The following is a 20096-nucleotide window of genomic DNA, read 5'->3' as shown; positions in this document are numbered from 1 at the left end:
CTTCATGAATAACTTCTGGTCAAGCTTTAAGAATCATGCTGATTGAAACCGTTCGATAATCATCGGCTGCAGCTGCATCCCCGTCAGAGCCGCTTCGCAGGTTTCCGGAACCAGATCCATGCGGGCCACGAGGGAATTCGGTTTCTGCTGGGGATTATCCTGTCCAAATGGTACAAAATAAATATTTTTGGTTACCAGTAGCTTCGCGATATTAGCTGCATTAAGTCCCAGCCCGTCATTCGTCGAGATCGCCAGCACCAGCGGGCGCCCATTTCGCATCTGGGCCTTCGCGGCCATTAGCACCGGACTGTCTGTCATCGCATTGGCCAGCCTGCTGATGGAATTGCCGGTGCAAGGTGCGATCGCCAGCACATCCAGCAGCTTGGAAGGACCCAGCGGCTCTGCTTCAACAATTGTAGAAATAATATCATTCCCCGTTATTTCTTTCAACTGTTTCTGCCAATTTTCCGATGATCCGAATCGGGTATCCGTATTCATGATCGTATTGGATACGATGGGAACGACACGCGCACCTCCATCAACAAACCGCTGAATCTGCGGCATAACCTCCTCCAGCGTACAGTGAGAGCCGGTCAAGGCATAGCCGACCGTTTTTCCGTTCCAGTTCATCTCAAGCTTCCTCCCGACTTTTGGTTTGCTCCGAAATCAGCTCAACCAGTGTATTGGCCATGATGATTCCCGCTGTTTTGGGGGCAACGATTCCCGGGAGTCCGGGGGCAAGCATCGCTTTGATGCCCCGCTTCTCCGCATATCTGAAATCACAGCCGCCAGGTGCCGAGGCCAGGTCAATGATGACAGCCTCCCGCGGCATTCTGGATAACACCTGCGCCGTCACGACCATGGAAGGAATCGTATTAAACAAGAGCTGAATGTCAGCCGCCTCTTGCTCGAGATCCTTCATCATAAAAGGCTGCCAGCCCATTTCTTCGGCGCGGGCATAATGCTCGCTCTTGCGAACGCCCATTTTGACCCGGGCTCCTAGCCCTTGAAGGCTCCGGGCCATTGTAAAGCCGGTGCGCCCCATCCCAAGCACCATGCAGGTGGATTTGTGTATCGTAAAGTCCGTATGCTGAATGGCCATCATTAAGGCGCCTTCCGCCGTTGGAATGGAATTGTATATCGCCACATCGTCCCGATCCAGCAGCTCCACCAGCCTGATGCTGTGCTTTGCACATAGTGATTTCAGAAACGACTTAGCCATACCTGTGTAAACTACCCCATGCTTTGGCATCGCCTGGATATGCTCTTCCTCCAGCTTCAGCGAGCCTTCCGCATATAACGCGCCGATCAATCCCTCATCGTCACAGCCTACCACAGGTAAAATCAGAGCGTCTGCGCCAGACAGCAGCTTTGCAGTAAGCGGCTCCCGGAGTACGCCCTGAAAGGAATCCTGCAGTGTGTCAAAGCCAGCGATGGTTACGGAAGCATCCATCTCCGCCAATTTTCGGATAACCTCAACCTGGCGTGCATCGCCACCAATCAAGACCGTCCGGATTCCTGTCAGCATGCAGGGCCTCGCTCCTTTCCAATAGCAGTATACGGCATCTTATGCGGAGGCCCAGCCGGAGGTGTGCAGCACCTCAAGGAAAGACAAAAAAACCGTTCCGGATAGTCCGGAACGGCTGCAGCTTATGATGAAGCTATGACAGCACATACGTGCTGCTCCTTCTACTTCCCGGTATGGCCGAAGCCCCCGGCTCCCCTTACCGTATCGGACAGCTCCTCGACCTGCTGGAGCTCCACCTGAGGAAGACTTTGAAACACCATTTGAGCAATTCGTTCATGGCGCTCAATGACAAACGGCTCCTGTCCCAGGTTCACCAGCAGTACCTTTACCTCTCCGCGGTAATCTGCATCAATGGTGCCCGGTGTATTCAGACAGGTGATGCCATGCTTGTATGCCAGGCCGCTGCGCGGGCGTATCTGCGCTTCCAGACCGCCTGGCATCGCCATAGCGAAGCCGGCAGGAATCAGCGTGCGTTCCCCCGGGTTTAGCACGACAGGCTCCTGCAAGGCAGCGTGCAGATCGAATCCTGCCGCAAGCTCAGTCATCTTTACCGGGAGGTGAATATCCTCGCAGCCCGGCATGCGTTTAATTTGTACGTAGTGCAACAAACTCGTCCCTCCTCATTCCATTCAGCGCCTTGTCGTTGGATCCCACCATCGCCAGGGCGAACGGAACCGCAAACATCCGGTCCAGTACTTTATCCATATCCTGCATAGACACCTTTTCAATTCTTGAGATCATATCGTCAAGGCTGTAGTGCCTGCCCAGCATGAGCTCATTCTTGCCCAGCCGGTTCATTCGGCTTCCCGTACTCTCCAGGCTCAGAATAAGGCTGCCCTTCAGCTGCTCTTTTCCTTTAGCCAGCTCTTCCTCCGACATGCCCTTCTCAGCCAGCTCGGCCATCATATTCCGAGTCAGCTCCAGGACCTCCTTCGTCTGCTTCGGAGCTGTTCCGGCGTAGATCGTGAACATGCCGCTGTCTGCATGGGAGCTGTGGTACGAATATACTGAGTAAGCCAATCCGCGCTTCTCGCGGATTTCCTGGAACAGGCGCGAGCTCATACCGCCGCCAATCGCATTATTGAGCAGCACCATGGCATACTGCAGCTCATCATGCATCGAGCTTCCCGGGAAGGAGAGGCAGATGTGGTTCTGCTCGGTTTTCTTTTTACGGAACAGCAGACCATCCTGAAAATCCGGGACGCTCAGAACATCGTTCTCACCCCGGTTTTGGAACTTGCCAAAATGACGCTCCAGCAGCTCAATAACGGAGTCATCAATATTTCCTGCGAGTGCAATGACCGTGTTCTCGATCGTATAATGCCGATTCATATAGGATCTCAATGCCGCAGAGTCCATGGCTTCCAAGCGCTCTTTCGTGCCCAGAATAGGATAAGCCAGCGGATGGTCGCCATAAGCCGAGATCGACATCAAATCATGGACCAGATCGTCCGGAGTATCTTCGTACATGGAAATTTCCTCGAGAATAACGTTCTTCTCTTTCTCCAGCTCGCCAGAGTCCAGCTTGGAATGAAAAAACATGTCCGATAAGACGTCAACCGCAATCGGCAAATGCTCATCCAGCACTTTCGCATAATAGCAGGTATATTCCTTGGAAGTGAACGCATTGACATTCCCGCCGATGGCATCAAACTGCTCCGCGATCGCCCGAGCATCAAAGCGCTCCGTTCCTTTAAACATCATATGCTCGATAAAATGTGTAATCCCGTTCAATTCCGGCGTCTCATTTCGCGATCCGGTCTTGACCCAGATCCCGAAGGAAACCGAACGACAGGTTGGAATTTGCTCCATCACAATTCTCAGGCCGTTCGACAGCTCTATTTTTTTCACGCGGGGCCCTCCTGACTTGACACCATTGTTCTATTAGATGATTCTTTCCATCCACACATTGTAGCAAACTTGCCAGATCCACTCAACTTTCAGAAGGCGCCAAACGCTCCGGGGACAAGGTTTGGGATACGGTTCCGATATGCAGTCCCTTTGCGCGGATGCCCTGAATCATACCTTTAAGTGCCTGCGAGGAGGAGTCCGTCGGATGCATCAGGATCAAAAAGCCCGGCTCGACCTTAGCCGATATTTTATCGACGACCGCTTGAGCTGGAGGATGCTTCCAGTCCACCGTATCCAGCGTCCATAGGACGGTCTTCAAGCCTCTGGCATGAGCAAGCTGTACCGTTTGTTGGTTATAGTCGCCGGAAGGCGGTGCAAACCAGGTATTGGTGACACCAAGGCTCTCTTTGAGCAGCTCCTGGGTTCTCGTAATCTCGCTCTCTGCACGGGCGGCGCTGAGCTGGCTCATATTGGGATGGGTATACGCATGATTCTCTACCTCATGTCCCCCGTTCACAATGTCCAACGCCAGCTCCCGATTCTTGCTCAGCCAGCTCCCATCCAGAAAAAAAGTGGCCTTCACGCCCTCCGTCTCCAGCGTATGCAGCATGGGCTTGATATACTCGTTGCCCCAAGCCACGTTAATCATGAGCGACACCATCGGCTTGTTCGGATTCCCCCGGTAAATGGGATGGGGACCGAGGTCCTGCAGGGTCACCTTGGCGGGAATTTCCCGGTACACATAAGGAATTTCTTCAACGCTTTTCCTTTTCAGAGCGCGTCTGTAGGTTTCCTCCACGTCTATTTCACGGCCGTTATAGCCGGGGATAGCCTTCCATACGGAATCCACTTTAGCATCGATGGGTTCTACTCTGTTCTGAGCCGCTTCGGCTTGAATGCGTTCCAGAAGCTGAACATCCACCGCTGTGCTCTGCACTTCATCATACATGACAGCAGAATGAGACAGCTGTCTCACATAATCCACAGACCCTGTTATCACCGCAAGACTGCTAACACCAGCCACCGTAGCTGTCAGCACCGCTATTTTTTTCCTGCTTTCGCTTCCGAACATCCTGCGCCCTCCCCACAGCCATAAGCTTTGTCCCATTTTATGAACCGGGAGAGAAGAATATGTACAGCCTTGTGCTAGAGCCTGCTCTTCACCAAGGCATACGGCATAAAAAAAGAGCCAGAGTCAATCTGTCTCTTTCCTTCATGTCCTTCATGTAGAGAATATTAGTTGGCTTCAGCCGTCAGAACAGCTTTACGGGACAGGTTGATCCGGCCCTGCTGATCGATTTCGGTAACCTTCACTGTAATCACATCTCCAATGGCTACCACATCTTCTACTTTACCCACACGCTCGGTAGAAAGCTGAGAAATGTGTACCAGACCGTCTTTGTTCGGCAAAATCTCAACGAAGGCGCCGAATTTCTCAATCCGCTTCACCGTTCCGGTATAGATTTCACCCACCGCAACCTCACGCACAATGCCCTCAATAATGGACAGGGCCTTCTGGTTCATTTCGGCATTGGATGAAGCGATGAATACACGGCCATCCTGCTCAATGTCGATTTTCACGCCGGTCTCTTCGATGATTTTGTTAATAATTTTGCCACCGGCACCGATCACATCGCGAATCTTGTCCGGATTGATCTGCATCGTGATGATTTTTGGTGCATAAGGAGAAAGTGCCTCTCTCGGCTGCTGAATCGCTTCAAGCATTTTGCCCAGGATATGCATACGTCCTTCTCTTGCCTGCTCCAAGGCTTCCTGCAAAATGCTACGGTCGATGCCATCAATCTTAATATCCATCTGGATGGCCGTAACGCCTTGCTGGGTTCCCGCAACCTTAAAGTCCATATCTCCCAAATGATCCTCCATCCCCTGGATGTCAGTCAGAATGGAAACATGCTCTCCGTCCTTGATCAAGCCCATGGCAACACCTGCAACAGGAGCCTTGATCGGTACGCCGGCATCCATCATAGCCAGGGTGCTGGCACAGATGCTCGCCTGAGATGTCGAGCCGTTGGATTCGATAACTTCAGAAACGAGACGAATCGTATATGGGAATTCCACTTCATTCGGAATAACCTTGGATAATGCGCGCTCACCCAACGCTCCATGTCCGATTTCACGGCGGCCCGGTGCGCGAAGCGGACGAGCTTCACCCACACTGAACGGCGGGAAATTGTAATGGTGCATGAAACGCTTCGTTTCTTCCAGATCAATACCGTCCAGAATTTGTACGTCTCCCAATGCGCCAAGCGTACACACGCTAAGAGCCTGGGTTTGTCCACGCGTGAACAGTCCTGATCCGTGAGTTCTTGGCAGCAGGCCAGTATCACAGTCGATTGGACGGATCTCGGAAAGGCCGCGGCCATCCGGGCGCACCTTATCATGGGTAATAAGGCGGCGGACTTCTTCCTTCACGATGTCATGCAGTACTTCCTTAACATCCTTCAGAAGCTCCGGCGTCTCCAAATACTTCTCTTCAAATACAGTGTATGCTTCATCGCTGATAGCATCGATGGCATCCTGGCGGGCATGCTTCTCTTCAATGCGTACAGCCTCTACCAGACGCTGCTCGGCAAACTTCCGAACCTCGGAGTTTACAGTTTCGTTAACCGCGTGCAGCTTGACTTCCATCTTCTCCTTGCCGGCTGCAGCTACAAGCTCACTGATAGTAGACACAATCTGCTTGATCTCATCGTGGCCAAACATAATTGCTTCCAGCATCACTTCTTCTGGAACCTCGTTGGCTTCGGCTTCAACCATCATAATAGCGTCCTTGGTACCGGCTACAACCAGGTACAGATCACTTGCTTCCTGCTGTGCAATAGTCGGATTCACAACGAACTCGCCGTTCACGCGTCCCACTGCTACTCCGCCAATCGGTCCGTTAAACGGAACGTCGGAGATGCTGAGAGCGGCAGAGGTACCAATCATGGCAGCAATCTCAGGCTCGCAGTCCTGATCCACGCTCATCACCAGATTAAGCACCTGCACATCATTTCGGAAGCCTTCAGGGAACAGAGGGCGAATCGGGCGGTCTGTCAGGCGGCTTGCCAGAATGGCTTTCTCGCTGGGGCGTCCTTCGCGTTTAATGAATCCTCCCGGAATTTTGCCGACAGCATACAATCTTTCCTCATAGTTCACCGTCAGCGGGAAAAAATCCAGGTCCTTCGGAGCACTGGAGGCTGTTACCGTACAAAGCACGGCTGTATCTCCGTACCGAACCATAACTGCTGCATTGGCCTGCTTGGCCAATCTGCCGGTCTCGAGTACCAGCTTTCTTCCACCCAGCTGCATTTCAACACGTTGTTCCATGTAGTCCCTCCTCCTAGGAGTTATTAGTTTAGTCATTGCTTAAGTATTCCCTAATTGTTTATCCCCTAAAAAAATAGCCCGGCTGCGCCGCTGTCGTTCCAAGAAGGACAGTGGACAACCAGGCTGCTTTTCGATACACCTTATCGCAATTAGCGGCGTAATCCAAGCTTCTCGATCAACGCGCTGTAGCGTCGAACATCCTTGTTTTTCAAGTATGCAAGCAGTTTCCGGCGTTGGCCGACCATTTTCAACAATCCACGACGGGAGTGATGATCTTTCTTGTGCGTACGCAAGTGGTCAGTCAAGCTGGTGATGTTTTCCGTAAGGATAGCGATCTGCACCTCTGGGGATCCTGTGTCGGACTCATGAGTCTTGTGCTCGTCAATCAGCTGCTGTTTACGTTCTTGAGTCAATGCCATCCTGTTCACCTCCTTCATTATAATCGCCATTAGCCTCGTCACCGACGGTGAGATCGGATAACCAAGCCAAGGTTCTACACCCGTAACCCGAGTGCCTTAAAGAGTATAGCATACTTTACCTGAAAAAGAAAACGGAACTTTGGATATTTACCTAAGACAAATGGGACAGCTGTTCTCTCGCCTTTGCTGCATCTTGACCGATCCGGTCAATCAGCTCATTAATGGAATTAAACTTGAGCTGGCCCCGGATGTGCGATACCAGATCCACAGTCATCACTTGACCGTAAAGGTCCCCGTCGAAATCCAGCAAATGCACCTCATACACCGGTTCAGCCATGCCCTCGTGAAAGGTTGGCTTCATTCCGATGCTCATCACACCGCTGCGCCAAACCTGATCTGAGGAGCATCTCGCACGTACTGCGTAAACCCCCTGTGACGGAGTCACATAGGAAGCTTCAAGCTCTAGGTTCGCTGTAGGGAAGCCGATCTGCCGCCCTCGCTTCTCACCGTGCACCACGGTGCCGGAAATACGGTACCGGCGGCCAAGCCAGCGGTTGACATCCTCCAGCCTGGCGTCAGCGAGTGCTTCGCGGATGGAGGAGCTGCCTACCTTCTCTCCGTCCACCAGCAATGGCGGAACAATCACAACCTCAATCTCTCCATTCCCGAGCACATGCAGATCTTCTGCATCCCCTGCGCCCTTGTGGCCAAATCTGAAATCAAAGCCGACCACAACGGTGTGCAGTGACAGCGGAAGCAGCATGTCCTTTACGAATTGCTCCGGTGTGATGCGGGAGAACGACTCATTAAACTCAATAACGTAGAGAATATCTACCCCCAGCTGCGCCAGAAGGTCCTCCTTGTCAGACTGTGGGGTTAGATAACCGTCGTAGCTGCCCTTGCGCATGACTTCCTTGGGATGCGGATAAAAGGTAATAACGGCTGCCGGGATCCCGGCCTTTCGCGACGAATTCACAGCGGTCTGTATGACACTGACATGCCCCAGATGCAGCCCGTCAAATTGACCAATCGCTGCCGTCTGGGGATGTCCGTATTCCGCAATCTGTGCTTCGGTAAGGGGGTATGACAGCGAAACGATTTTCATCTGGTTCTCACCTGCAATTCACTTAATAGATTCTCCCGTGCGTCTTAATGGAACACCTTCACCGGCACAATCGCACCGGTTTCTTCCTGTCTGCGAAAAATGCCCAGAAACTGCTGATGACTATCATACAGGCGGATAGCATCATTATGCTCCACCGGCGGCTGAACGGCTCTTGATGAAAGGCGTTGTCCCTGGAGGGCCGCAGACCGTTTCTCGTCGATGACCGTATGCGCCGCTAGATGACGCACAGCTTCATCGGCCGGAATCAAGGAAGAGGCCAGCGTTCCGGCCTCCACCTTCTGCGCAATTTCTTCGAGCGTCAGGCAGTGCGAAGCCTCAACCCCGGCAGACAAGGTTCGCTTTAACGAGACCATAACGGCAGGATAACCTAACGCTTTGCCAATGTCTACACAGAGGGTACGAATATAAGTGCCTTTGGAGCAGAGCACCCTGAACGAGATGTCTGTGTGAGTGCCAACCGCTTCAAAGCCGGTCATTTGGATCTCATGGATGGTCACCGTGCGGCTCTTGCGCTCCACAACCTTACCCTCCCGCGCCAGCTCGTACAGCCTCTTGCCGTTCACCTTTACGGCAGAGTACATCGGCGGAACCTGTGATATGCTTCCCAAGAAAGAGGTCAGCGTCTTCTCCGCTTCCTCCCGGGTCACATTCACTTCATCAACCTGATCGATCACACTGCCGGTAATATCTTCTGTATCACTGGAGAAGCCCAGACGAAGCACTGCATAATACTCCTTGGGAAGCTCCTGCATATACTCTACCACCCTAGTGGCACGACCCAGGCAAAGCGGAAGCACCCCTGTTACCTCCGGATCAAGCGTACCGGCATGACCGATTCTTTTCATTCCTAAAATGCGCCGGGTCTTGGCAACGACATCATGTGACGTCCAGCCCGCCGGCTTCATCACTGCAAGTACACCATCAAATTCACTCATAATGCCTTTTTCACCGCTTTAATCACTTGTGACATCACCTGATCCAGTCCACCTTCAATGCGGCAGCCCGCTGCCCGGACGTGGCCGCCGCCTCCGAACTCTTGGGCCAATGCTGCTACATCCACTTTGCCAGCAGAGCGGAAGCTTGCCTTGACCGCATCCGGGGATACCGCTTTAAACAGTATGCCTACCTCTACGCCCTGGATATTGCGGGGGAAATTGACGATCCCCTCCAGGTCCTCATTCATCGCGCCGGTATCTGCCATATCCTCCGGGGTCACGTAGACCCAGGCAACCTTTCCGTCCTCTGACAATTGCAGCGTATTTAGTGCTTTGACGAGCACCTTCATCTGCGGCAAAGTCATTTCCTCCAGCAGGGATTCTGCAAGCTCTGGACCATTCACCCCGTGAGAGAGCAAATTCGAAGCAATGCTCATTACTTTAGGCGAGGTGTTAGAATACCGAAAGCCCCCTGTATCGGTAAGAAGCCCGGTATAAATCGCTGCTGCAATATCTGCATTCCACTCTACGTCAAATTCATGAATCAAATCATACAAAATTTCAGCGGTAGCGGCTGCTTCCGGCAGAACGACATGAACGTGTCCATAACGGTCGTTGGTCGGATGATGATCAATATTCAGAATCAGTGCGTCATCGGCAAACAACTCCCGGGTCCGGCCGACGCGTAAAAAGTCAGCGCAATCCACACAGATAACATGCTTGAAGTCACCTTCCGGACGCTGCTCCGTCATGTTGATCAATTCATCTGCGTGCCATAATACCTTCATTCTCTTCGGAATGGCACCTTCATTGACCATTATGTATTTTTTGCCCAAACGCGAGAGAAGCCAGCCCACCGCAAGGGTGGAACTGACTGCATCTCCGTCGGGCTGAACATGCGACACGATCAAATAATCATCATGCTCCAGCAGAAATTCCTTTGCCTGCTGCAGCTCCTGTTTATAGGTCAGCATTCGCCCTCTCCTTTATGAAACGATTAATCCAGCGGTTAATCTTGTTCTCCGATTTCACCTAGCAGCTTCTCAATCCGGCTGCCGTACTCAATGGATTCATCGAACTTGAAGATGAGCTCCGGTACGTGCCGAAGCCGAATGCGCTTGCCAAGCTCGGAGCGGAGAAAGCCGTTTGCTTTCTCCAATCCCTTTAAGGAAGCTGCCTTCTGCTCTTGATCTCCAAGCACACTCAAGTAAATCTTGGCCTGCGATAAATCGCTGGTAACATCAACACCTGTTACGGTAATAAAACCGATCCGAGGGTCTTTGAGCTCCGTCTGGATAAGCTGACTCAGCTCTTTTTTAATCTGTTCCCCAACCCGGCCTGTGCGGATTTTTGCCATGTCTGATCACCTCTCTAGCTTAGCGCGCCACGGTTTCCATAACGAAGGCTTCGATGACGTCGCCTTCTCTGACGTCGCTATAGTTTGCCAAAGTAATGCCGCATTCATAACCCTGCGCGACCTCTTTTGCATCATCTTTATAGCGCTTGAGGGAATCGATTTTGCCTTCATGAACCACAATGCTGTCCCGGATCAGGCGAACTTCCGCATTACGGGCAATCTTGCCTGAGGTTACCATACAGCCGGCAATCGTTCCGACCTTGCTAACCTTGAACGTATTCCGGACCTCGGCATGGCCGATAATGTTCTCCTTGTATTCCGGATCGAGCATGCCTTTCATCGCCTGTTCGATTTCCTCAATGACATTATAAATTACCCGGTGGAGACGAATGTCTACCTTTTCCTGCTCGGCGGTCTGCTTTCCTTGGGTGTCCGGACGAACGTTAAAGCCGATCACGATAGCATTGGATGCCGCAGCAAGGATAATATCAGACTCTGTAATCGCACCTGCACCGCTGTGAATGATCTTCACGCGAACGCCCTCGACCTCAATTTTGTTCAAAGAGCCCTTCAATGCTTCTACCGAGCCCTGTACATCACCTTTGATGATGACGTTCAGGTCCTTCATCTCACCGTCTTTAATATGCTTGAACAGATCGTCGAGCGTGACGCGAGTTCCATAATTCAATTCAGACTGACGCTGAGTTATCGCCCGCTTGTCAGCAATGGAGCGTGCCTTGCGCTCGTCTTCGAATACCATGAATGGATCGCCTGCGCCCGGAACCTCAGTCAGACCTGTAATTTCTACAGGAGTCGAAGGACCGGCTTCTTTCAGACGGCGTCCCTTGTCGTTAACCATAGCCCGGATCCGCCCGAAGCAGTTACCCGCTACGAATGCGTCGCCGACCTTCAGTGTGCCATGCTGTACGAGAATACGGGCAACAGGCCCTCTTCCTTTATCCAGCTCGGCTTCAATAACGGTACCCCGTGCGCGCTTGTCTGGGTTCGCCTTGTACTCGTTCACTTCAGCGACGAGCAGAATCATTTCCAGCAAATCCTCAAGACCCATGCGCTGCTTCGCAGATACATTGACGAAAATCGTATCGCCGCCCCACTCTTCCGGGACCAGCTCGTATTCCGTCAGCTCCTGCTTCACTTTATCCGGATTCGCATCCGGCTTATCGATTTTGTTGACCGCTACGATGATTGGCAGGCCCGCTGCCTTAGCATGGTTAATGGCTTCCACCGTTTGAGGCATTACGCCGTCATCCGCCGCCACAACAATAATCGTCATATCTGTAACCTGCGCTCCCCGGGCACGCATGGCCGTGAAAGCTTCGTGGCCTGGTGTATCGAGGAAGGTAATTTTCTTGCTGTTAATTTCAACCTGGTATGCCCCGATATGCTGGGTAATACCGCCAGCTTCACCGCCGGTTACATTCGTAGAGCGGATCGCGTCCAGGAGCGTGGTTTTACCATGGTCAACGTGGCCCATGATCGTAACTACAGGAGGACGATCTTTCAAGTCGGCAGCTTCATCCACTTCCTCTACCGTCTCAAAGCGGTCTTCCTCCACAGGAATCTTCACCTCTACCTCTACGCCGAACTCACCGGCCAGAAGCAGAATCGTGTCGATATCCAGCTCTTGGTTGATCGTGGCCATCACGCCGAGGAAAATCAGCTTCTTGATGACCTCAGAAGCATCCTTATGCAGCAGCTTCGCCGTTTCACCGACGGTCATATTGCCACGGACGATAATTTTCTTCGGCGTGTTGTCGATTTTCTCGCGAGGAGGCTGGTTGTTCTGATTGCGTCCCCGGTTATTTCTGCCGCCGCGATTGTTATTACGGAATCCACCCTGACGATTGTTATCATCAAAGCGCTTGCCGCCGCCGGAGCGATTGTTGTTTCCACCGCCGCCATTGCTATTATTACCGCCATTGCCACCGCTGCGGTTGCCGCCGCGACCGCCGGCAGAACCTGCATTTCCACCTGCATTGCGATTGCTGTCTGTACGTGCGCCTGATGCGCCTGCTCCTTGCGGTCCACGGCTATTCTGCTGCTGCCCCGTTTGCTGGCTGCGTCCTGTCTGCTGGCCAGACTGTTGCGGGGAACGAGTGCCCTGCTGACCGGATTGCGGAGAACGATTGCCCTGCTGGCCTCCGCCAGTGCGGCTGCCGCGATTTTGATTCGTGTTACCTTGCGAATTTGAACTTGACGACGAATTCCTCCGGTTATCCTGGCCGCTGCTTGAACGCTGCTGTGAACCGGAAGCCTGGTTTTGGGTTTGTTGGTTTCTACTATTCATACCTACCTGCTTTTCCTGTTGTTTTTGAGTCTGGCCCTGATCCTGGGTTTGCAATGAATCCTTCTGGCCTTGATTACGGCTGCCGCCAGACCCACCCCGGCTGCCGTCCATAACTTTATCCGAACCGTTTCGAGGTGGCTGCACCGCCTGCGAGGAACCGCGGTCCGAAACCGATGCCGGCTTTGACTGTTCTCCCCGAGAGGCATTGGAGCCATCACGCTTTGCAGCCGCATTCGACTTGATGTCCTTGAAGAACTGCTCTACCTTCGAAACGGTGTCATTCTCCATCACGCTCATGTGATTGTTGACCGGAACGTTTAAACGCTTGAGTATTGTGATGATTTCTTTACTGCTCATATTGAGCGATTTAGCATATTCATATACACGAAGTTTATTGTCTTTGTTTTCCTGTTTACTCAATATACTCCACCTCCGACATTACCTCCAATTTCTTGGAGATCATTTCTGCGAATCCTTGATCCGTAACGGCCAGCACAACCCGTTCAGGTTTACCTACGCTTGTGCCCAGACTTTCCCGGTCAAATCCGATTACCAGAGGGATGTTGTAAGAACCGCATTTGTCGCGGAACTTCTTTTTTGTATTATCTGAGGCGTCACCCGCCAGAAGGACTATTTTTGCTTCAGAAGACCGGATGGCTTTGAGCACGATCTCATCGCCGGTAACCACTTTGCCCGCCCGCATCGCCAATCCTAAGCTGGACAATGCTTTATTGTTCATCAGGCTCACGGTCCTTTTGTGCCAGAAATTCTTCTTCCACCTGCGTAAAATCTTGCGCCAGCTGCTCGTAAATATTACTGTGCACCGGCGCCTTCAAGGCACGATCGAGCGCTTTATTCTTGTGTGCCAGCTTGAAGCAGGACAGCTTTCCGCACAAATAAGCGCCTCTTCCCGACTTTTTGCCAGTCAGGTCGATTAGCACTGCGTCTTCAGGCGTTCTAACGACACGAATCAGCTGCTTTTTGGGCATCATTTCCTGACAAGCTACACATTTGCGAAGCGGTATTTTTCTCTGTTTCACTTCCTGCACCCCCGCCCTTATAATCTAGTCGACGGAGACGGAATCCTGATGCATCTCGCCGGTCAAGGTCTTGGGTCTGCCGTACTCCTGCTCCGCCTGGCTCTCGCTCTTGATATCGATCTTCCAGCCTGTCAGCTTGGCAGCAAGACGTGCATTCTGGCCCTTGATTCCGATCGCCAGCGACAGCTGATAATCAGGAACGATCACGCGTGCCATCTTCTCGTCTTCAAACACCTGTACCTCCAGCACCTTGGATGGGCTAAGCGCATTGGCCACGTATTCCTCGACGTTCTCGGAATAGCGAACAATATCAATCTTCTCGCCGCGCAGCTCGTTCACGATGGTCTGTACACGCATGCCCTTGGGACCTACGCAGGAGCCTACCGGATCAACCTCTTCGTTGCGGGAATATACCGCGATCTTGGAACGGAAGCCGGCTTCACGCGCAACCGATTTGATCTCGACCACACCGTCGAAGATTTCCGGAACCTCCAGCTCGAACAAGCGCTTCAGCAGGCCGGGATGTGTTCTGGAAAGAATAATCTGAGGACCCTTGGTCGTGTTCTCGACCTTGGTAATGTAAGCCTTGATGCGATCGCCATGCTTGAATTTCTCATTCGGCATTAGCTCGGTCAGCGGCAGGGCAGCTTCAATCTTACCCAAATCAATATAGATATTGCGAAGATCCTGACGCTGCAGCGTACCGGTCACGATATCCTCTTCCTTATCGATAAAGGCGCTGTAAATCAAGCCGCGCTCCGCTTCACGGATACGCTGGGTGACCACCTGCTTCGCCGTTTGCGCAGCGATCCGTCCAAAGTCACGAGGTGTGACTTCAATCTCGGCCACATCGTCCAATTGGAAATGCGCGTTAATATCACGCGCGGCCGGCAGCGAAATTTCCGTGCGCGGATCCAGAACCTCTTCCACTACCAGCTTGCGGGCATATACCTTGATTACCCCCGTATTGCGGTTCATATCCACTCTCACGTTCTGAGCCGTGTTGAAGTTTCTCTTGTAGCTGGAAATCAGCGCGGCCTCAATGGCTTCAAACAGCACATCCTTGCTGATCCCCTTATCTCTCTCCAACTCGTTCATCGCTTCAATAAAATCCATACTCATTGAAAATCGGTTCCCCCTTTCATAAATACCGTCTAAAAAATGATGGCCAGTCTCGCACTGGCAACTTTATCATATGGAATCGCGTAAGTTTTTCTGGCGGTTTGGATTTCAAGCTCCTCATTCTCAAAAGAAATGAGCTTGCCTTCAAACTCCTTGCTGCCGCCCAGAGCTTCATACACCGTGACAAATACATGCTTGCCCACAGCCTTGGCGACATCCTCTTTCTTCTTCAATGGACGCTCGGCCCCCGGTGAGGACACCTCCAGGAAGTAAGCGGTCGGAACCGGATCGTTCTCATCCAGCTTCTGGCTCAGGTATTCACTGATCAAGCCGCAGTCATCGATATCGATGCCTCCATCCTTATCAACAAATACACGTAAAAACCAATTGCTTCCCTCTTTCACATATTCCACATCTACCAGTTCAAAGCCGTGTTCTTCCAAATACGGCTGCACCATTTCTTCTACAGTACTTTTAATCTTTGATGTGCTCAAAGAACATAACCTCCAACACTTCATTTCCTATATACCAAAGAGTAAAGAGTGGGTCGCCCCACTCTTTACACAACGGTTTTATCTCCATGATTACCAAAAAAATTATAACATAGTCTGCCAATAGTGACAAGTGTGAGTCCTTGACTAGCCTGGATGGTCGGGTGGCTGTATCATCCACTCCGAAAAGCTCTAGAACAGAGAAAGCTGATTGCTCTCCGGCAGTCCGCGGAAGCAGCCCATCTGTGTCAACAGCTCCACCGCCGTCTTACTTGCCTTAGACTTCTGCTGGAAATCCTCAATGGATAAGAACTCTCCCTGCTCCTTAGCCGCAGCGATGTTACGGGCCGCGTTATCACCAATTCCCTGCAGGGCGGAGAACGGCGGAATCAGGCAGTCGCCTTCAACCGTAAAGCGAAGTGCGTCAGAGCGGTACAGGTCAATGTTCTTGAAGGTGAACCCGCGAGCCGTCATTTCCAGAGCCATCTCCAGTATGGAAAGCATGCTTTTCTCCTTGGTACTTGCCTGGAATCCCAGCTGCTCAATCTCGATAATCCGCTTGTGAATGGCATCATAGCCCTGACAGCACAGCTCAATGTCAAAGTCCTCTGCCCGGACTGAGAAATACGTGGCATAATACTCGATCGGGTAGTACAGCTTGAAGTAAGCCGTACGCACGGCCGAGATGACATATGCGGCCGCATGGGCCTTCGGAAACATGTACTGAATTTTAAGACAGGAATCAATGTACCACTGCGGTACCTTGCAGCGCTTCATCTCATCGATCCATTCCTGCGACAATCCCTTGCCCTTACGTACACTTTCCGTAATCTTAAACGCCAGACTGGCATCCATCCCTGCCTTGTAAATCAAGAAGAGCATAATATCGTCACGGCAGCCGATAACCGTCTTGATGTTACAAGTTCCATTCTTGATCAACTCCTGCGCATTGCCGAGCCACACGCCCGTTCCGTGGGACAATCCTGATATTTGCAGCAGATCGGCAAAGCTTGATGGCTGCGATTCAATCAGCATTTGCCGAACGAACTTGGTACCCATCTCCGGCACACCATAGGTTGCTACCGGAGAGCGAATCTGCTCCGGAGTTACTCCCAGCGCTTCTGTAGAGTTAAACATGCTCATAACCTTGGGGTCATTCATTGGAATCGTTGTCGGATCTACGCCAGTCAAATCCTGCAGCATCCGCATCATCGTTGGATCATCGTGGCCCAGAATATCCAGCTTCAATAAATTGGCATCAAAGGCATGATAATCGAAATGCGTGGTCTTCCATTCCGCCTTGACGTCATCCGCCGGAAACTGGACGGGGGTAATATCTTCAACCTCCATATAATCCGGCACAACCACGATCCCGCCCGGATGCTGGCCGGTGCTGCGCTTAACGCCGGTACAGCCGCCGGCCAGCCGGTTCAGCTCAGCGCCGCGCCAGCGCTTCTGATGCTCTTCCTCATATTTCTTGGCAAAGCCGAAGGCGGTTTTTTCCGCAACGGTACCAATGGTTCCCGCTCGGAACACATTTTTCTCACCGAACATGACCTTCGTGTAGTTATGCGCTTCAGGCTGATATTCGCCGGAGAAGTTCAAGTCTATATCCGGCACCTTATCTCCCTTAAAGCCAAGGAAGGTCTCAAACGGAATATCCTGCCCTTCGCCCTTCAATCGCCCTCCGCACTTCGGACAAGCCTTATCCGGCAAATCGAAGCCGCTCGGGACACTGCCGTCCAGGAACCACTCGCTGTGCTTGCATTCTTTGTCCAGACAGATATAGTGCGCAGGCAACGGATTAACCTCGGAAATGCCTAGGAAGGTAGCTACTACAGAGGACCCTACAGAGCCCCTGGAGCCGACCAAGTATCCGTCCTGGTTCGATTTTTTAACGAGCTTCTCGGAAATGAGATAGTTCGCAGAGAAGCCGTATTTGATGATAGGCTCCAGCTCCTTCTCCAAACGGGCGACCACAACCTCCGGCAGATCCTCTCCATAGATAGACTTCGCGGTTTCATAGCAGGTGTTGCGGATTTCCTCGTCTGCTCCGTCCAGAATTGGTGTAAACAGCTTGCTCGGAAACAGCTCGATTTCTTCGAAGCGGTCTGCCAGATCGTTGGTATTTTTGACGACAATCTCAAAGGCCTTCTCTGCTCCCAAATATTGAAATTCATCCAGCATCTCCTGGGTCGTGCGGAAATGGGCATCCGGCTTTCGAAGATCCTTCAGCGGGCTGAAGCCGGTAATGCCATGGATTGTAATGTCGCGGAACAGCTTGTCCCGAGGCTCCAGATAATGAACGTTCCCGGTAGCAATGACGGGCTTATCCAGCTTTTCTCCAATGGCGATAATTTTTTGGACCGCTGTTTTCAGCTCTTCCGGACTGCCGACCAGTCCCTTGTCCACAAGGTGCATGTACATCGTCAGCGGCTGCACCTCCAGCACATCATAGAACTGGGCAACCTCCTCTGCTTCCTCTACAGTCTTGTTCAGTACCGATTCAAAAAATTCGCCCTTCTCGCACCCGGAGAGAATAATCAAACCGTCCCTCATCTCGACCAGCTTTGACTTTGGAATGCACGGCACCCGCTTAAAATGCTGAGTATGCGACATGGATACGAGCTTGTACAGGTTTTTCTTCCCGATCATGTTTTGGGCGTAAATGCCGCAGTGGAACGGTCTCGTATTACTTAGATCCGTACCGACATAATCGTTCAGTCGGTCCAGCATCTTGATGCCCTTCAGCTTCTCAACATCAGACAGCAATCCATTGAGGATTCCCGCGAGCGCTATAGTGTCATCAATGGCCCGGTGATGACTTTCGAGGAGCACCTTGTATTTGTCAGCCAGCGTGTTCAGCCGGTGGTTCTTCATGCCGGGATGCAGCATCCGGGCCAGCTCCAGCGTATCCAGGTACGGATTATCCAGCGTATTCATGCCGGCATTTTTCAAGGAAGCCTGAATGAAGCCCATATCGAATCTCGCATTGTGCGCAACCAGCACCGCATCGCCCACGAACTTCACGAACTCCTCCAGCACAGGCTCCAGGTCCGGAGCATCCTTGACCATTTCATCAGTAATGTTCGTCAGCTGCTGGATATGGTACGGAATTTTCTCGTGCGGATTTACGAAGGTCGCATAGCGGTCAATTTCCTTACCCTCCTGCATTTTTACGGCGGCAAGCTCCGTAATTTTGTTCTGCGTGATGGATAAGCCGGTCGTCTCGATATCAAATACAACATAGGTGGCATGATGCAATTCCAAAGGCTTGGCCTGCTCGACTACGTTGACCGCGTCATTTACGACGTTCGCCTCAATGCCGTAGATCATTTTGATGCCATTCTTCTTGGCATGCTTGTCCGCATCGGGAAAGCACTGGACCCCGCCATGATCGCTGACCGCAATCGCTTTATGCCCCCAGGCTGCTGCTGTTTTGACATACTTATCAATCGGAGTGACAGCATCCATCGTGCTCATTGTCGTATGGAGATGAAATTCTACCCGCTTGAGCTCCGCTTGATCTTTACGTGCAGCAGGAGCCTTCACCTCCACCAGATCCGACGGCATCATGACCAGCTCGGGCACCTGCATAAACCGGTCATACTCCACCCGTCCCCGTGCTTTAACCCACTTGCCGTTCTCCAGCAGACTCATGACCTTGAGGTCATCCTTAGTTTTGGCAAACATTTTCATCTGGAGGGAGTCGCTGAAGTCGGTCACATTATACGTAAACAGTGTGCTGCCATTACGAAGCTCTTTACGGTCCAGCCCGAAGATGGTACCCTGAATCGTAATCTTCTTCTCTTCATCCTGAATATTCTGAATGGACACCGGATGATCCTTAATGTCATAGCCAATCTGCAGCCTTACCTCTCCTTCTTCTTCCTCCGGCAGCGGGTCTGCCTCCAGCGTGGACATCATGCGCTCAATGACTTCCCGCTCTTCCTCCCGCTTCTTCTGCTCAAACTCTGCCAGGGCGGCTTGATCCTGCTGTTCACCCAGCTGCAGCTTCACCCTGAGCTCCAGTGCGAAATATTGCTTGAAAAAGGTCATCAGCGCCTCGTCGATCTGCTTCTTCCGTGCCAGCTCCAGCGCCATGCTATCGGGCATCTGAACAGTCAGCAGCCCGTCATTCAGCTCATGGCTTGCCCGCGCCATCCATCCGTTCACGGACGGGATTTGGCGGTGTACCCACTCCAGAAACAGCCGCCAATACTCCTGAATCACCTCAGCTGGTGTTACTGATCCCTGATACACGAATTGAAACCGGATTTTTGCAATATGATTCAGCTTCTCCTGAATACGAAGACAGAAGGACCGATATACCTCAGCAGGCACCAAGCTGTCTTTGTGCAAGGTGATCAGCCACTCCCGGTTTTCTTGCGAGATCTCAACCTTCTCAATGATTCCGTCCAAAAAATACGGATCCACCAAGCCGGCCGGCACCTCGCCCTGCCTCATCAATAGCTCAAACCTGTTTCTTTTTTCCTTTATGTCCGCTGTGCCCATGGCTCCCTCCCTGCAGTATCCTTGGTTCACTTACTTATAAAAAATGAAAAGCTTCCGGGCAGCACCGCAAGCTC

Annotated in this window: 17 protein-coding genes; all 17 read right to left on the bottom strand. The window is 52.0% G+C overall.

Annotated features, from left to right (window positions below; genetic code table 11):
• Positions 1-33: 33 nt before the first annotated feature.
• Complete coding sequence (locus ACH6EH_RS07870; RefSeq protein WP_138226074.1) at positions 34-630, bottom strand: dipicolinate synthase subunit B; 597 nt, start codon at positions 628-630, stop codon at positions 34-36.
• 1 nt (position 631) lies between these two features.
• Positions 632-1528 (bottom strand): dipicolinate synthase subunit DpsA, encoded by an 897-nt coding sequence (gene dpsA, locus ACH6EH_RS07865; protein ID WP_397331867.1) that lies wholly within the window; start codon positions 1526-1528, stop codon positions 632-634.
• A 161-nt stretch (positions 1529-1689) separates the two neighbouring features.
• Positions 1690-2136: a dUTP diphosphatase gene (gene dut / locus ACH6EH_RS07860; protein WP_175415285.1), complete on the bottom strand. Its 447-nt coding sequence runs from the start codon at positions 2134-2136 to the stop codon at positions 1690-1692.
• Positions 2114-3379 carry a M16 family metallopeptidase gene (locus tag ACH6EH_RS07855; protein ID WP_138226077.1) on the bottom strand — a complete coding sequence of 422 codons (1266 nt, stop codon included), beginning with the start codon at positions 3377-3379 and terminating at the stop codon, positions 2114-2116. The genes dut and ACH6EH_RS07855 overlap by 23 nt, the downstream gene beginning before the upstream one ends.
• 82 nt (positions 3380-3461) lie before the next feature.
• On the bottom strand, positions 3462-4451 hold the full coding sequence (locus ACH6EH_RS07850) for a polysaccharide deacetylase family protein (RefSeq protein ID WP_397331866.1): 990 nt from the start codon (positions 4449-4451) through the stop codon (positions 3462-3464).
• A 164-nt stretch (positions 4452-4615) separates the two neighbouring features.
• Entirely contained in the window at positions 4616-6709 is a 2094-nt protein-coding gene (gene pnp / locus ACH6EH_RS07845) for a polyribonucleotide nucleotidyltransferase (protein ID WP_138226079.1), read from the bottom strand.
• Positions 6710-6858: 149 nt separating this feature from the next.
• Positions 6859-7128 carry a 30S ribosomal protein S15 gene (gene rpsO, locus ACH6EH_RS07840; protein WP_138226080.1) on the bottom strand — a complete coding sequence of 90 codons (270 nt, stop codon included), beginning with the start codon at positions 7126-7128 and terminating at the stop codon, positions 6859-6861.
• A gap of 151 nt (positions 7129-7279) precedes the next feature.
• On the bottom strand, positions 7280-8233 hold the full coding sequence (locus tag ACH6EH_RS07835; protein ID WP_397331865.1) for a bifunctional riboflavin kinase/FAD synthetase: 954 nt from the start codon (positions 8231-8233) through the stop codon (positions 7280-7282).
• Positions 8234-8277: 44 nt separating this feature from the next.
• The gene (gene truB / locus ACH6EH_RS07830) at positions 8278-9189 is read right to left on the bottom strand and encodes a tRNA pseudouridine(55) synthase TruB (protein WP_397331864.1); all 912 of its coding nucleotides are present in this window, start codon (positions 9187-9189) and stop codon (positions 8278-8280) included.
• Positions 9186-10163, bottom strand: coding sequence for a DHH family phosphoesterase (locus ACH6EH_RS07825; RefSeq protein ID WP_397331863.1), 978 nt, complete (start codon positions 10161-10163; stop codon positions 9186-9188). Before ACH6EH_RS07825 ends, truB begins: the two co-directional genes overlap by 4 nt.
• Before the next feature lie 35 nt (positions 10164-10198).
• Positions 10199-10546: a 30S ribosome-binding factor RbfA gene (rbfA, locus tag ACH6EH_RS07820; protein ID WP_138226084.1), complete on the bottom strand. Its 348-nt coding sequence runs from the start codon at positions 10544-10546 to the stop codon at positions 10199-10201.
• A 19-nt stretch (positions 10547-10565) separates the two neighbouring features.
• Complete coding sequence (gene infB / locus ACH6EH_RS07815) at positions 10566-13274, bottom strand: translation initiation factor IF-2 (protein ID WP_397331862.1); 2709 nt, start codon at positions 13272-13274, stop codon at positions 10566-10568.
• Positions 13267-13593 (bottom strand): YlxQ family RNA-binding protein, encoded by a 327-nt coding sequence (locus ACH6EH_RS07810; protein ID WP_138227783.1) that lies wholly within the window; start codon positions 13591-13593, stop codon positions 13267-13269. The genes infB and ACH6EH_RS07810 overlap by 8 nt, the downstream gene beginning before the upstream one ends.
• Complete coding sequence (rnpM, locus tag ACH6EH_RS07805) at positions 13583-13894, bottom strand: RNase P modulator RnpM (RefSeq protein ID WP_397331861.1); 312 nt, start codon at positions 13892-13894, stop codon at positions 13583-13585. Before rnpM ends, ACH6EH_RS07810 begins: the two co-directional genes overlap by 11 nt.
• Before the next feature lie 24 nt (positions 13895-13918).
• Positions 13919-15016, bottom strand: coding sequence for a transcription termination factor NusA (gene nusA, locus ACH6EH_RS07800; protein ID WP_138226087.1), 1098 nt, complete (start codon positions 15014-15016; stop codon positions 13919-13921).
• Between the two features lie 32 nt (positions 15017-15048).
• Entirely contained in the window at positions 15049-15510 is a 462-nt protein-coding gene (rimP, locus tag ACH6EH_RS07795; RefSeq protein WP_138226088.1) for a ribosome maturation factor RimP, read from the bottom strand.
• A 189-nt stretch (positions 15511-15699) separates the two neighbouring features.
• Positions 15700-20022, bottom strand: a complete 4323-nt coding sequence (locus ACH6EH_RS07790) for a PolC-type DNA polymerase III (RefSeq protein WP_138226089.1) — start codon at positions 20020-20022, stop codon at positions 15700-15702.
• Positions 20023-20096 lie beyond the last annotated feature (74 nt).

It is taken from the genome of Paenibacillus sp. JSM ZJ436 (assembly GCF_044383795.1).
In the GTDB taxonomy this organism is placed as follows: Bacteria; Bacillota; Bacilli; order Paenibacillales; family Paenibacillaceae; genus Paenibacillus_AQ; species Paenibacillus_AQ algicola.
This window is presented reverse-complemented; position numbering and strand designations above follow the sequence as displayed.